Source organism: Stenotrophomonas sp. X (assembly GCF_055721025.1).
Genome location: NZ_CM146756.1, coordinates 1,135,593 through 1,148,572, shown reverse-complemented (window position 1 = coordinate 1,148,572; position 12,980 = coordinate 1,135,593). Strand labels below are relative to the sequence as shown.

General features: G+C 67.7%; 14 protein-coding genes. 6 read left to right on the top strand and 8 right to left on the bottom strand.

Going from position 1 to position 12,980, the window contains the following annotated elements; translation table 11 throughout:
- Positions 1–25: 25 nt before the first annotated feature.
- The 4 genes from ACZ75I_RS05300 to ACZ75I_RS05285 form a co-directional block, all read right to left on the bottom strand.
- The gene (locus tag ACZ75I_RS05300) at positions 26–250 is read right to left on the bottom strand and encodes a helix-turn-helix domain-containing protein (RefSeq protein WP_346477086.1); all 225 of its coding nucleotides are present in this window, start codon (positions 248–250) and stop codon (positions 26–28) included.
- The gene (locus ACZ75I_RS05295) at positions 250–717 is read right to left on the bottom strand and encodes a DUF2975 domain-containing protein (RefSeq protein ID WP_180869069.1); all 468 of its coding nucleotides are present in this window, start codon (positions 715–717) and stop codon (positions 250–252) included. Before ACZ75I_RS05295 ends, ACZ75I_RS05300 begins: the two co-directional genes overlap by 1 nt.
- 204 nt (positions 718–921) lie before the next feature.
- Positions 922–1,503 carry an NMCC_0638 family (lipo)protein gene (locus tag ACZ75I_RS05290; protein WP_180868985.1) on the bottom strand — a complete coding sequence of 194 codons (582 nt, stop codon included), beginning with the start codon at positions 1,501–1,503 and terminating at the stop codon, positions 922–924.
- Between the two features lie 94 nt (positions 1,504–1,597).
- A complete protein-coding gene (locus ACZ75I_RS05285; RefSeq protein WP_061479180.1) occupies positions 1,598–2,029 on the bottom strand; it encodes a pyridoxamine 5'-phosphate oxidase family protein in 432 nt (143 codons plus the stop codon).
- A 287-nt stretch (positions 2,030–2,316) separates the two neighbouring features.
- On the opposite strand from ACZ75I_RS05285, the gene ACZ75I_RS05280 reads away from it, so the two are divergent.
- Both ACZ75I_RS05280 and ACZ75I_RS05275 read left to right on the top strand, forming a co-directional pair.
- Complete coding sequence (locus ACZ75I_RS05280; protein WP_180868989.1) at positions 2,317–2,754, top strand: hypothetical protein; 438 nt, start codon at positions 2,317–2,319, stop codon at positions 2,752–2,754.
- A 33-nt stretch (positions 2,755–2,787) separates the two neighbouring features.
- Positions 2,788–3,294, top strand: a complete 507-nt coding sequence (locus tag ACZ75I_RS05275; protein WP_346477084.1) for a PaaI family thioesterase — start codon at positions 2,788–2,790, stop codon at positions 3,292–3,294.
- A 9-nt stretch (positions 3,295–3,303) separates the two neighbouring features.
- On the opposite strand, the gene ACZ75I_RS05270 is transcribed toward ACZ75I_RS05275, so the two are convergent.
- From ACZ75I_RS05270 to ACZ75I_RS05255, 4 genes are all read right to left on the bottom strand, one after another.
- Entirely contained in the window at positions 3,304–5,046 is a 1,743-nt protein-coding gene (locus tag ACZ75I_RS05270; protein WP_346477083.1) for a GGDEF domain-containing protein, read from the bottom strand.
- Between the two features lie 162 nt (positions 5,047–5,208).
- The gene (locus ACZ75I_RS05265; protein ID WP_053497611.1) at positions 5,209–6,234 is read right to left on the bottom strand and encodes an AI-2E family transporter; all 1,026 of its coding nucleotides are present in this window, start codon (positions 6,232–6,234) and stop codon (positions 5,209–5,211) included.
- Between the two features lie 116 nt (positions 6,235–6,350).
- Positions 6,351–7,403 carry a sensor domain-containing diguanylate cyclase gene (locus ACZ75I_RS05260; RefSeq protein WP_061479183.1) on the bottom strand — a complete coding sequence of 351 codons (1,053 nt, stop codon included), beginning with the start codon at positions 7,401–7,403 and terminating at the stop codon, positions 6,351–6,353.
- A gap of 153 nt (positions 7,404–7,556) precedes the next feature.
- Complete coding sequence (locus ACZ75I_RS05255) at positions 7,557–8,561, bottom strand: LacI family DNA-binding transcriptional regulator (protein WP_111201179.1); 1,005 nt, start codon at positions 8,559–8,561, stop codon at positions 7,557–7,559.
- Positions 8,562–8,656: 95 nt separating this feature from the next.
- Here ACZ75I_RS05255 and ACZ75I_RS05250 point away from each other — a divergent pair, with 95 nt between their 5' ends.
- The 4 genes from ACZ75I_RS05250 to ACZ75I_RS05235 are packed head-to-tail and all read left to right on the top strand — an operon-like array spanning position 8,657 to position 12,977.
- On the top strand, positions 8,657–9,709 hold the full coding sequence (locus ACZ75I_RS05250) for a sugar phosphate isomerase/epimerase family protein (RefSeq protein ID WP_472958783.1): 1,053 nt from the start codon (positions 8,657–8,659) through the stop codon (positions 9,707–9,709).
- 27 nt (positions 9,710–9,736) lie between these two features.
- Positions 9,737–10,954, top strand: a complete 1,218-nt coding sequence (locus tag ACZ75I_RS05245) for a nucleoside permease (RefSeq protein WP_134968073.1) — start codon at positions 9,737–9,739, stop codon at positions 10,952–10,954.
- Between the two features lie 12 nt (positions 10,955–10,966).
- Positions 10,967–12,091: a Gfo/Idh/MocA family protein gene (locus ACZ75I_RS05240; protein ID WP_472958782.1), complete on the top strand. Its 1,125-nt coding sequence runs from the start codon at positions 10,967–10,969 to the stop codon at positions 12,089–12,091.
- Positions 12,092–12,110: 19 nt separating this feature from the next.
- Positions 12,111–12,977, top strand: coding sequence for a sugar phosphate isomerase/epimerase family protein (locus ACZ75I_RS05235; RefSeq protein WP_180869009.1), 867 nt, complete (start codon positions 12,111–12,113; stop codon positions 12,975–12,977).
- The last annotated feature ends 3 nt before the right edge of the window (positions 12,978–12,980 follow it).

Here is a 12,980-nt window from a genome sequence, read left to right as displayed (position 1 = left end):
GTAGGTAAGGGAGAAGAACAAACACTCAGTCTGCGTCCTGCGTGTGCGACGGGTCGTACCCGACCAGGTCGCCAGGCGTGCATTGCAGCTCCCGGCAGATCGCATCCAGCGTGGAAAAGCGGATGGCGCGCGCCTTGCCGGTCTTCAGGATCGACAGGTTCGCCAGGGTGATGTCGATGCGCCCGGCCAGCTCGGACAGGGTCATGCCCCGTTCCTGCAGCACGCGGTCCAGGGTGATGACGATTGCCATCAGATGACACCGTCGAGGTCATCGCGCATCGCCGCGCCCACGGCGAAGACGCGTGCCAGCACGAACAGCATCATCACCGCCACCAGCCCGGTGATCGACATGCCGCCGCCCACCTCCATCCAGCTGAAGTCCGGGCCCATCCAGGCCGCGTAGGCGCCGATCAGGATCGACAGCAGCTCCATCGCCAGCATCAGCCACGCCATCCGTTGCAGTCGCTGCGCATTGGCGTGGGTGAACGGCCTTTCGCGCGCCGCCGATTTCAGCAGCCGCAGCAGATGGCGCAGGAACAGCAGGCACAGCACCAGCAGCGCGACGATCGCAGCCAGCCCCAGGCAGAAGTGCAGGAACAGAGCGTTGCCGTGTGCAGCAGCGGCAGCGGCATCGTGGACGCTGTCGAGCAGCCAGCGACGGTCGTGCGCGACCAGCGGCACGGCCAGCAGTGCGGCCAGGATGCCCAGCCAGCACATCGCCCGGACGGCTTGGACGGCGGCCTGGGCCAGGGTGAACAAGCCTCGCGCGGGTCTGGCGCGGGCGGGACGAGCGGTCAAGCGGCCTCCGGCATTGGGGCGGCCTCGCCGCCCCAGGGTGGATTTATCGATAAACGATATATCACAACCTGCATGAAAGGCTGAATCGCGGGCATGGGCAGCCTGCGCGGCGCGGGGCCAGCGTTATTGGCTGGGTGCAGCCTGCTCCAGCATCGCTTCGCCCGGCGTCACCGAGGCCATCGCCTGCACGCCGGCCTCGGCCGCCTGCCGCGTGACCAGCCGGAAACGCACCTGCAGCTTGGCCTGCCCGGGCGTGGCCCAGCCGTACTGGACCGCCACCTGGTCCGCCGACAACGGCCCACGGCCTGGCAGCGAGCGCGCCTGCAACGGTGTCGGCGCCGCCTGCACCAACCGGGCAAAGCCCTTCTGCACGACCGCCGCGTCGGCCTTTTCGGCGTAGACCGTGCACGTGCCATCGTCAGCCCAGCTGACCGCATAGCGGCCGCTGGCCAGCGGCACCATCCAGGCCACGCCCGACTGCCCCTGCAGCAACGTTGCCGCCTCGGCAGGCTGCAGGGGTGACAGCCCGTTGAATTCCATCAACGACTGCAACCGCGCCGGTGCGCCGATGTGCTGCATGCAGGCGGTATCGAACAACTCACTGAAAGGGTCCTGCGCCTGTGCGCTGGCCTTGGGTGCACGTGCAGGCTGCGCCGCCGCCAGGGCAGGCAGCAGGGCCAGGATCAGCCAGGAGGCAGGGCGCATTGGAACTCCACGGTACGGAAAACAGCAGGGAGGATGGCAAAGCCCGGGCGCGGCGTGCAACGGCCGCGTTGCCGCCGGCCTCCCCGCGCCGGGATCAGGTTGTGATTTCGCCCTCGTCCTCGCCATCCCAGTAGTGGATACGGCTGGCGCGCACATGGATCAGTACCAGTCCCGGTGTATCCACTCCCTGTTCGAACCACCGTTCCAGGTCCTTCACCCAGTGCTCGCGCATCGTGGCCCGATCGCGCACCAGCGCCGCCCTTCCCTGCACGTGCACGAACAGCGGCGGCTTGCCCAGCAGCGACTTGCTGCCGGAGAAACCCAGTGCGACGGTGGGGTCAGCCTCGATCTCGCGCACCATGTCGGTGTCTTCCATGGTGAAGAACCAGCTGTCACCGTCATAGTCCACGTCACCGTTGTTGCTCATGGGGCGACCGGCAATTTCTCCACTGGCGTGGGTCTGCAGCATCGTGAAATCGATGCCGGCCATTTTCTTGGCAAGTTCTGGGAGGGTGAGCTCGGTCACGGCGCGGTCCTTGATCGGAGGGACGCCCAGCGTCTGCGCAGAGCGGTGACCGGAAAGTGGATGAGCACTTGCGGCCCCTTCACGGGAAACGAGATACGGCGCATGGTCCGTGCGTGACGCACTCCACACCACCATGCTTACGTTAAAAGCAGATAGAGGAACGCCCCTGCGGAGCACCACACCCAGCTAACAGGGTCGTGCCCGAGAATCGCGCACCCCCGTGGCACGACCGGCATGGCAGCCGGCGTGCACGCGGCGACTCCTCCCCCCAACCGCACGGCCTCCACATGGATCTGTTCGCCTGGCTCGCGTTCGGCTGCTACCTGTTGGCGTTCTTCATTGTCTCGCTGTTTGCTGCGGCCTATCTGAAACGTTCCGACTTCATGCCCTACCACGCGCAGGCCGTGGGCATGTCGTGGGCGGAGATCGAACCGCGCATGCAGGTGCTGCTGATGGCACTCATCCGCGTGGTCGGCACCGGGTGGATCGCACTGGCCGGTGCCGGCGTGATGCTGGCCTGGTTGATCTTCTTCGGTGGTCACTTCGCGCTGCCACAGCTGCTGGCGTTCCAGTTGTTCTGCCTGGTCGCCACCGCGCCCCCGGTGCTGGTCGCCTCCGGCGTGCGGCGACGCACCGGTGCGCGTACCCCGGTATCCACCGGCGCGGCCGTAGTGCTGCTGTCGCTCCTCGGCCTCGCGCTGGCCGTGCTGTCACTATCCCGGTGAGTTCCCTTCCCCCCCTCCCCACGAGGCTCCGCCATGAACCCCGAATCGATCTTCTACAGCGTGGTCAACGGTGATCTTCCACGTTCCAAGGCCGGCACCCTGCTCGGCTGGCGCTTCGTCAGCTATGACGATGCACTGCGTCGCATCCAGGTCGAGTTCGACGCCGGGACGGTGCTCACCAACCCGATGGGCAACGTGCAGGGCGGATTCCTGTCAGCGATGCTGGACGACTGCATGGGGCCGGCGATCTACGCCACCCTGCCAGCCAACCGCATCGCGGTCACGGTGGAATCCAAGACCAGTTTCGTCAACCCGGCACGGCCGGGGCGGATCATCGGCTGGGGCGAAGTCGAGCACAGCAAGGGCAGCATCGCCTTCACCCGTGGCTGGCTGACCGACCCGGCCGGCAAGGTACTGGCTACCGCCAGCGCCACCTTCCGGGTGGGTGCGCTGCGCTGGCGCGGGCTCTCGATGCCGCGTCCCATCGCGCGCCGGATGATCGCGCGCACGCTGCGGCGCGTGCATGCGCGCATCGGCTGATGCGTGTCCTCAACGTGCGTTGCGGCCGCCGCCGGCCACCCGCACGCGGTCGCGGCCCTGCGCCTTGGCCTGGTACATAGCCGCGTCGGCGGCGCGCAGCAGGGTGCGCCAGCCCAGCGCATCGGTGCCCCCCTCGGCTACGCCGAAGCTGGCAGTGACCCGCAGCACGTTGCCTGCGGCCAGTGCGATGTCCAGCTGCCGCATGGCCACGCGCAGCGACTCGGCCAACTGGCGGCCGCCGGCCAGATCGCCGTCGGCCAGCAGCACCAGGAATTCCTCGCCACCGTAGCGGGCGATGCTGTCGCTGCGGCGCAGGTGGCGCTGCAGCAGCTGTGCCACCTGCACCAGCACCTGGTCCCCAGCAGCATGCCCATGGCCGTCGTTGATGGCCTTGAAGCGATCGATGTCCAGCAGGATCACCACCGCGCTGTTGCCACCGTCGGCATGGCGCTGCTGCACCCTCTGGTCCAGCGCGCGCCGGTTCAACAACCCGGTCAGTTCATCGGTGCCGGCCAGCTGGCGCAGCTCGCTGGTCAACGCCGAGCGCTCGCGCGACTTCTCGCGCAGCACTTCGATGGCATCGAACAGGCGCTGCATCTCGGCCAGCGGGTGGGTCACGTGCTGTTCCGGGCCGGGCGCTTCCGAGGCGATCTGGATCACCTGCTTCTGTGCCTGCAGCAGCGGCCGCAGGATCTGCAGATGGGCAATGCGCAGCGCCACGCCGAGCACCACCAGCGTGCCAAGCACGGTCGCCACCAGCACCACCAGGCGCGTCGCTTCGCGGTTGCGGGTGCGCTCGAAACGGGCGATGGACACGCTCAGGTAACCGTCACGCAGCGCTTCCAGCGACCGCAGGGTCGGTACGTAGCGCGTGGTGAACTCGGCGGCGGTCCACGGCGGCGGCACGCCACGCCGTCCATCTTCGATCAGCCGTTCGATCATCGGCAGCGATTCGCCGAAGAACTGGCGGCGTGCCATGTCCCAATGCCAGGACAGCGTCGGATCGCTGCGGAACACGGCTTCATGGCTGCCTGCCAGCCGCCACAGTTCCAGCAGGCGGCCTTCGGTCTGCAATGCCGCCCGCACCTGTTCGTCACGCCAGGCCCCCGGTACCGCCACCGGCGCCATCACGTTCGAGGCCAGGCGGCCGCCATGCTCGCGCAGGTCGATCAGCACCTGGCCCTGCATCGCCGGGATCGCCGCTTCGCGGTCGGCACTGACCAGCACGCTGATCTGCGTCGAGGTCAACACGTGCAGGCGATCGACCACGGCGAACATGCTGCTGATCGCGCGCTCCACGTCTTCCACCCGGCGCGCGTCGTGCGGCTGTGCCGCCACCTGGTCCACCGCGGCCCGCGCCGACTGCAGGCGACGTTGCGCGTCGGCCAGCAGCCCATGTTCGTCGACCACGCCCGGATCGGCCTTGAACACGGTGTCCAGTTGCAGCAGGGCGGTGTCGACCCGCTTGCGCGCAACCGCCAGCTGCGCGGCCAGCCGCGCCTGTTCGGCCGCATCGGCCGTATTGGCTCCCAGCAGGCTGTTGGCGGGGCCGCGCTCGGCCGACACCCGGTTGGCCAGGTCGAAGGTCTGCTGCAGTCGGCGCAGGCTGACCAGGTTGTCCTCGGCGGCGGTGAAGCGCAGCGTGCCCTGCACCAGTGCGATGGCCATCAGCGGCAGCGTACAGACTACGAACAGCCCGGCCAGGATCCAGACCCAGGTCCGCAATCCGATGGGCGACGCCTTGCGGGCCATGCACATTTCCCCTGTCGTGCGGAACACTGTAGCGGCCGCCTGCACAGGCGCCAAGCCGCTAGCGGGCCAACCGTGGCCGTCGGTACACCGTGCCCGCCGCGAACGCACCGACAAGGCCGCGCGGACACTCGAATCGGGACAAATACGTCATGCCCCGCCGCGTCAGATCCAGCGCTGGTCGACCAGTTCGCGCTTCACGTAGGCATAGAACACCGGCGCGGCGACCAGGCCCGGCAGGCCGAAGGCCGCCTCCATCACCAGCATGGCCAGCAGCAGCTCCCAGGCACGCGCCTGGATTTCGCCACCGACAATGCGCGCGTTGAGGAAGTACTCCAGCTTGTGGATCACGATCAGGTACAGCAGCGCCGCCACCGCCACGTAGAACGAGACCGACAGTGCGACGATGGTGATGATCGTGTTGGAGATGATGTTGCCCACCACCGGCAGCAGGCCGGCCAGGAAGGTGATCAGCACCAGGGTCTTGGACAGCGGCAGGTGCACGCCGAACAACGGCAGCACGCCCAGCAGGAAGATCGCGGTGAACACGGTGTTCAGCAGCGAGATCTTCACCTGCGCGAACACCACCTGGCGGAACGCGGTGGCCAGGCGGCTGGTGCGCCCGACCAGCTCCTGCGCCAGCGGACCCATCTTCGGCAGCGGCAGTTCGTCATACAGTGCGATCATCGCACCCAGCACCATGCCGATCAGCACGCGCACACCCACCTGGACCACCGAGGTACCGGCCACGCCCAGCTGGCGCTGATGCTCGGCGGCCCAGTCGTTCAGCGCCGCGCGCAGCGCTGGCATGTCTTCGGGAATGTAGGGTTGCAGCAGCGCCGGCACCTGGTGCCGCGAGGTGTTGAGAATCTCCATCAGGCGCGCCAGCAAAGCATCCGGGCCACCGGTCTCGTTGCGGAAGAACGAGGCCACGCCGATCCCGGCCAGCACCAGCGCGCTGATGATGATCGCCGACAGCACGATCACGGCGATTGCCCGTGCGCGTCCCGGCGGCAGCCTGCCTTCCACGGTGGAAGCCAGCAGGTGGGTCAGCTGGAACACCAGCAGGCCGGACAGAAGGGTGACCACCAGGCCCAGTTTCAGCGCCAGCCACATGCCCAGCAGCATCATCAGCCACGCCGCGATCCTTGGAATGGGGGGCTTGGGCTGGGCAACGAGAGCGTCTTGCATGGGAGCGCGTCCGGGCGGGGTGGCCCATGGTAGAGGATTGGCGTGCCGATTCCGCGTGCAGGCTGAATGGGTATTTCATCCTCGTTCGGCGGCAGCCGTGCCGTCCCCACGCGCGCTCACTCGCCGTAGCTGGCGGTGTTCTTGCCCTGGCGCTTGGCGTGGTACAGCGCGCGGTCGGCCAGTGCCAACCAGTCCTCGACACTGCCGCCACGCGGCGTGGCCGCAATGCCGATACTGACGCTGAATTCCACACCCGGCGTGGCCTGCCGCGCGGCCTCGAGCAGGTGCAGGCGCACCCGCTCGGCCACGTGCATCGCATCGACGGGCGCGCAGTCGCGCAGCAGCACGACGAACTCATCGCCCCCCAGCCGCGCGGGCGTATCACCGGGCCGGGCAACGGTGCGCAATGTCGCCGCGATATGCCGCAGCACCTCGTCACCGGCGCGGTGGCCATGCGAGTCATTGATGCGCTTGAAGTCGTCCACATCGAGCATCAGCAGGCAGGCAAACCCGCCCTGGCCCTGTGCCCGGTCCAGCGCCTGCTGCGCACGCAGGATCAGGAAGCCACGGTTGGCCAGCTCGACCAGCGGGTCCATCCGGCTGAGACGCTGCAGCTGGCGGTTCTGCGATTTGACCCGGCGCGCCAGCTGCCAGCTGAGAATGCTCAGGCCGATGCCATACACGAACAGGAACGGGACACTCAGCACGATCGTGCGCTGCGAGGTGACCGGCTGGTAAGGGAAGCCGAGCACCCACCAGGTGAGAGCGAAGCCCAGCATCAGGGCCAGCGTGGCGCGCATCGCCAGGCGAACGCCACCGGCAGCGATCTTGTCGGCCACCAGCAGTGCGGCGAACAGTGCACTGGGCACCGCGCTCAACGCCATGAAGGCGATCCAGCCACCACCGAAAAAGGAGTCGGCCACCATGCAGCGGAACTGGACGAGCGCGGGCTGGCCGGAGCGCTGGGTCAGCATCAATGCCAGCGCAGGCCACGCCAGCGCGTTGAGCAGCAGCAGGACCCACGCCAGCGGCCCATCGTGGCGCTCGAGGATGATCGAAGCGATGGGGATTGCCCCCAGTGCATTGCCGACGAAACGCATCCAGCCGATGCGACGTGCCGCGCCAATGCCTTCGACCGCGCCTTCCGCCGAATCGGTGAAGAATGGCATTGCCCCCCCCCCCCTTGCGCGATCGCACCTGCTGCCACGGCCCTTGCCGGGCTGCCTGCGATGAGTCTGACAGCTTTGCGTCAATTCGGGATCAAGGTCGCGGCACGACGCGCGGGCCGGCCGCCCTGCTCCGGCTGCCCTGCCTCGCCTGCGCTACCGCCGAGGCGCCGCTGTCGAACCGCGCAGCATGAAGCTGAACTCCAGCGTCTGCTGAAGCGGTACATCGACCTGTTCGATGATGGCGAGCAGCAGGTTGACCGCGCGCTCGCCGATTTCACGCATCGGCTGCCGGATGGTCGTCAGCGGCGGGGTGAGATAACGCGAAGAGGCCAGGTCGTCGAAGCCGACGATGGAGAGCGCTTCCGGAACGCGGATGCCCCGGTCGCGACAGGCCGCCAGTGCCCCCAGTGCCATCTGGTCGCTGAAGCAGAACACCGCGGTCGGCACGGGCGTGCCGTCCAGCAGCGCCATCACCGCCGCATGCCCGGACTCAACGGAAAAGTCCCCGGGCACGATGCTCAGCTGGCGCAGGCGACCCCGCGCCTTGCCGGCGGCCCGGACCCCTTCCAGCCGCTGCTGGTGCAGGGGGTTGTCAGGTGGCCCGCCGACCACGGCGATCCGTTCGTGCCCCAGGCCGTACAGGTGCTCCATCACCGCGCGTGCGGCGGCCGCGTTGTCGATATGGACGCTGGGGATGCCCAGTGCAGGGTCGAACTCGCATCCATTGACCACCGGCGCAGCTGCGCCGCGCTGCTCGACGATTTCGCGCGCGGTCGGTGGCAGGCGATGGCCCAGCACGATCATGCCGTCGGCCTCGTTGCGCCGGAGCATCTGTGCGTAGCGCTCCTCACGATCGGGTTGATGCTGGGTATCGCCCAGCAGAACCGCGTAGCCGACCGCCTGCGCGGCCTCCTCCGCACCCTGCAGGATCTGTGCGAAGAACGGATTGGCGATGTCCGGGACGGTGACCAGGATCTTGCCGCTGCGCTGGGTCTTGAGCGTGCGGGCCACCGTGTTGGGCACATAGCCCAATGCGGCGGCGGCCTGCTCGATGCGCGCGCGGGTGGCCGGCAGCACCTTGTCCGGCCGGGAAAGCGCCCGTGACACCGTGCCTGCGGAGACGCCGACGTGCCTGGCGATGTCGTAGATGGTGGCCATGGCGTTAGTTCTCCTGTCCGCTGTGCAGTGCACAACAGGTCCTGCGTGCGCCCCTGCTAGGATAATGCAATCGATTGCATCGAGGGCGAATCACGTTGAAGACGCTCAAGGGTCCAGCGCTGTTCCTGGCGCAGTTCATCGGCGACACAGCTCCTTTTGATCGGCTGGATACGCTGGCCGGGTGGGCCGCGGGTCTGGGCTATTCTGGCGTACAAGTTCCCACCTCCGCGCCCCACCTGTTCGATCTGGCCGAGGCGGCACGCAGCCAGGCGTACTGCGACGATGTTGCCGGCATGCTGGCCGGGCACGGCCTGCAGATCACCGAACTGTCGACTCATCTGCAGGGGCAGCTGGTCGCGGTCCATCCCGCCTACGACAGCCTGTTCGACGGATTCGCACCCGTAGACGTGCGCGGCAACCCGCCCGCGCGCCAGTCCTGGGCCGTGGAGCAGCTGCGGCTCGCCGCGCAGGCGAGCCAGCGCCTGGGGCTGACCGCGCACGCCACGTTCTCCGGTGCGCTGGCCTGGCCCTACTTCTATCCGTGGCCGCAGCGCCCGCCGGGCCTGGTGGAAGAAGCCTTCGCCGAACTCGGCCGCCGCTGGCGCCCGATCCTGGATGTGTTCGATGCCTGCGGCGTGGACCTGTGCTTCGAGATCCACCCGGGCGAGGACCTGCATGACGGTGCGACCTTCGAGCGCTTCCTCGATGAGGTCGACCATCATCCCCGCGCGAAGATCCTGTACGACCCCAGCCATCTGCTGCTGCAGCAGATGGATTACCTCGGTTTCATCGACCGTTACCACGCCCGCATCGGCATCTTCCACGTCAAGGACGCGGAGTATCGCCCCAGCGCGCGCAGCGGCGTGTATGGCGGCTACCAGGACTGGATCGATCGTCCGGGCCGGTTCCGCTCACCCGGTGACGGCCAGATCGACTTCAAGGCGATCTTCTCGAAGTTCGCCCAGTACGACTTCCCCGGCTGGGCGGTGCTGGAGTGGGAGTGCTGCCTGAAACACCCGGAGGACGGCGCGCGCGAGGGTGCCGCCTTCATCCGCGATCACATCATCCATGTAACCGAACGCGCCTTCGACGACTTTGCCGGGAGCGCCACGGACGCTGGATCACTGCGCCGCATGCTGGGAATCTGAGCCAAGACCGCCCCGGGAGGGCAAGCCATGACGCACGCCATGTCGCGCCTGGGCGCGATGATGTTTCTGCAGTTCTTCATCTGGGGGGCGTGGTTCGTCACCCTGGGCACCTACCTGGTACAGGGCCCGCTGCAGGCCAGCGCAAGCCAGGTGGCAACGGCGTTTCTCAGCCAGTCCATCGGTGCCATCGTGGCACCGTTCCTGGTCGGCCTGATCGCAGACCGCTATTTCGCGGCGCAGCGCATCCTGGCGGTACTGCACCTGGCCGGCGCGGTGCTGATGTGGCTGGCGTCCACCGCCACCAGCTTCAGCGTGTTTTCCGCGTGCGTCATGGGCTATATGCTGCTGTTCATGCCGACGCTGGCACTGGCCAACAGCGTGGCGATGCGGCACATGCAATCGCCGGAGAAGCAGTTCCCGCTGGTACGCGTGGCCGGCAGCGTCGGCTGGATCGTCGCAGGGGTGCTGATCGGCTGGCTGGGCTGGGAACAGGCGCATCGGCTTGAACTGACCTTCCGGATGGCGGCGGCGGCATCGCTGGTGCTGGGCCTGTATGCGTTCACCCTGCCGCACACGCCGCCACTGGCACAGCAGCGCGATGCCGGGCTGGGGCAGATCCTGGGACTGGATTCGTTGCGGCTGCTGAAGTCGCGCGCCTACCTGGTGTTCTTCCTGGCCTCCATCGCCATCTGCATCCCGTTGTCGTTCTACTACAACTTCACCAATCCGTATCTCAACGACCTGGGCGTGCAGGGCGCGGCCGGCCTGCAGTCGCTGGGCCAGGTGTCCGAAGTGCTGCTGATGCTGGCCATGCCGTTCCTGTTCGTGCGGCTGGGGGTGAAGACCATGCTGGCGGTCGGCATGGCGGCCTGGGTCGTGCGCTACGCGCTGTTCGCCTTCGGCGATGCGGGCAGTGGCTTCTCCCTGCTTGTGATCGGCATCGTACTGCATGGCATCTGCTACGACTTCTTCTTCGTCACCGGCCAGATCTACACCGATGCCCACGCCGGCCCCGCCGCGCGCAGCAGCGCGCAGGGCTTCATCACCCTGGCCACCTATGGCGTGGGCATGCTGATCGGCACCTTCCTGTCCGGCGCGGTAGTGGAGCACTTCACCACTGCAGCGGGCCCGGACTGGCAGCAGATCTGGTTGTTCCCGGCCGGCGTCGCACTGGTGGTGCTGATCGCCTTCCTGCTGCTGTTCCGCGACCGCCCGGTAGCGGCGGCCGCGTCGTCCACACCCTGAGGAGACCGGCCGATGCCCCCGCTTGGAATCGCCATCGTTGGTACCGGCATGATCGGCGCGGTGCATCGCCGCGCGGCACTGCTGGCTGGCGCCGAGGTGCGCGGCGTGGCCGCCTCGTCGCCGCAGCGCGCGCGCGAGGTGGCGCACGCGTGGAATGTCCCGCGCGCCTATCGCGATATCGAGGACGTCGTCGCTGATCCCCAGGTACAGGTCGTGCACATCTGCACGCCCAACCACCTGCACCGCGCGATGGCGCAGGCCGCACTGGAAGCCGGCAAGCACGTGATCTGCGAGAAACCGTTGGCGACGACGCTGGACGATGCGCAGGCGCTGGCGGCGCTGGCCGCCTCGACCGGATTGGTCGCCACCGTCCCCTTCGTCTACCGCTACCACCCGGTGGTCCGCGAGGCACGTGCACGCATCGCGCAGGGCGACCTGGGGCCACTGCACCTGATCCATGGCAGCTACCTGCAGGACTGGCTGCTGGACCCGGCCAGCAACAACTGGCGGGTTGACCCGGCACTGGGTGGCACATCGCGCGTGTTCGCTGACATCGGGTCGCACTGGTGCGACCTGGTTGAATGGGTCAGCGGCGAGTGCTTCGCCGAAGTGAACGCGGCGTTTGCCACGGTGATCCCCGAGCGCAGCGCAACCACCTCCCAGAGTTTCAGCACGCCGGCGACAGACGGCGCAAAGCAAGCGGTCGAGAGCGAGGACGTGGCCGCAGCGATGTTCAGGACCGGCGCGGGCACGCTGGCGTCATTGACGGTCAGCCAGGTCTCGGCCGGACGCCACAACCGGCTCTGGTTCGAGATCGACGGCGCCAACGCCAGCGTGGCGTTCAACCAGGAGGATGCCGAGCGGCTGTGGATCGGCCTGCCCGAGCAGCGCGAGGAAATCTTCGTGCGCGGCCCGGGCGCCGGCAGTGCCGAACAACGCCGGTTGTCGCCGCTGCCAGCGGGGCACGCGCAGGGCTACGGGCAGTGCTTCGAAGCGTTCGTCGCCGACACCTATCGCGCCATTGAAGGCGAGCGGCCGCAGGGCCTGCCCACCTTCGAAGACGGCCTGCGCTCGGCGCGGATCGTCGATCGTGTCATTGCATCGGCCAGGTCACGCACCTGGACCGCCATCGGTTGAATCCCGGGAGGACCTGTTGATGAACATCCCTGTCCGTAGAACTGCAACCCTCGTCCTGCTGCTGCTCGCAGTCCTGCCCGCCTTCGCAGGAAACACAGCCGGTGCGCAGAAGCCCATCGCCGTGCAGATGTACACGCTGCGCAATGCCGGGCCGCTTGACCAACAGCTGAAGATCGTCCACGACGCGGGCGTGCGTGCGGTGGAGACCGTCGGTACGCAGAATGCAAGCGCTGCGGAGCTGAAACAGTTGCTGGACCGTTACTCGATCAAAGCGGTTTCGTCGCACGTTCAGCTGGCCGAGCTGCGCGACAACCTGGATGCCGTGGTGGCCTTCAACCGCTCGATTGGCAACAGCACGCTGGTGGTGCCCTATCTGGACCAGAAGGACCGTCCGCGCGATGCCGCGGGCTGGACCGCATTGGGCCGGGAGCTGGGCCGGATTGCCAGGCAGGTGCGCGGCAAGGGGATGCAGCTGGCCTATCACAACCACGACTTCGAGCTGGTCGACTTCAATGGCAGGACCGGACTGGAGCTGCTGTTCGACGCCGCCGGCCCCGAGCTGCAGACCGAACTGGACCTGGCCTGGGTCGCGCGCGCGGGCCTGGACCCGGCCGTGATGCTTGGCAAGTTCCGCGGCCACATATTTGCGGTACACGCCAAGGACAATGCGCCCAAGGGCCAGGCCGAAGACGAAGGTGGATTCGCTGCGGTCGGCCAGGGCGTGCTGGACTGGGACGCGATCCTGCCGGCCGCCGCCACCGCTGGCGTGCAGTGGTACATCGTCGAACACGACCAGCCACGCGACCCGGCCAAGGTCATCCAGGCCGGCGCGGACTACCTGCGTGGACACCTGACCACCAACCTGCCCACCCGTGCCCACCGCTGACGC

Bases quoted from the DNA above. Each gene is read 5' to 3' on its own strand.
- ACZ75I_RS05300 (WP_346477086.1), bottom strand. From the start codon at position 250: ATGGCAATCGTCATCACCCTGGACCGCGTGCTGCAGGAACGGGGCATG.
- ACZ75I_RS05295 (WP_180869069.1), bottom strand. From the start codon at position 717: ATGTGCTGGCTGGGCATCCTGGCCGCACTGCTGGCCGTGCCGCTGGTC.
- ACZ75I_RS05290 (WP_180868985.1), bottom strand. From the start codon at position 1,503: ATGCGCCCTGCCTCCTGGCTGATCCTGGCCCTGCTGCCTGCCCTGGCG.
- ACZ75I_RS05280 (WP_180868989.1), top strand. From the start codon at position 2,317: ATGGATCTGTTCGCCTGGCTCGCGTTCGGCTGCTACCTGTTGGCGTTC.
- ACZ75I_RS05275 (WP_346477084.1), top strand. From the start codon at position 2,788: ATGAACCCCGAATCGATCTTCTACAGCGTGGTCAACGGTGATCTTCCA.
- ACZ75I_RS05270 (WP_346477083.1), bottom strand. From the start codon at position 5,046: ATGGCCCGCAAGGCGTCGCCCATCGGATTGCGGACCTGGGTCTGGATC.
- ACZ75I_RS05265 (WP_053497611.1), bottom strand. From the start codon at position 6,234: ATGCAAGACGCTCTCGTTGCCCAGCCCAAGCCCCCCATTCCAAGGATC.
- ACZ75I_RS05260 (WP_061479183.1), bottom strand. From the start codon at position 7,403: ATGCCATTCTTCACCGATTCGGCGGAAGGCGCGGTCGAAGGCATTGGC.
- ACZ75I_RS05255 (WP_111201179.1), bottom strand. From the start codon at position 8,561: ATGGCCACCATCTACGACATCGCCAGGCACGTCGGCGTCTCCGCAGGC.
- ACZ75I_RS05245 (WP_134968073.1), top strand. From the start codon at position 9,737: ATGACGCACGCCATGTCGCGCCTGGGCGCGATGATGTTTCTGCAGTTC.
- ACZ75I_RS05240 (WP_472958782.1), top strand. From the start codon at position 10,967: ATGCCCCCGCTTGGAATCGCCATCGTTGGTACCGGCATGATCGGCGCG.
- ACZ75I_RS05235 (WP_180869009.1), top strand. From the start codon at position 12,111: ATGAACATCCCTGTCCGTAGAACTGCAACCCTCGTCCTGCTGCTGCTC.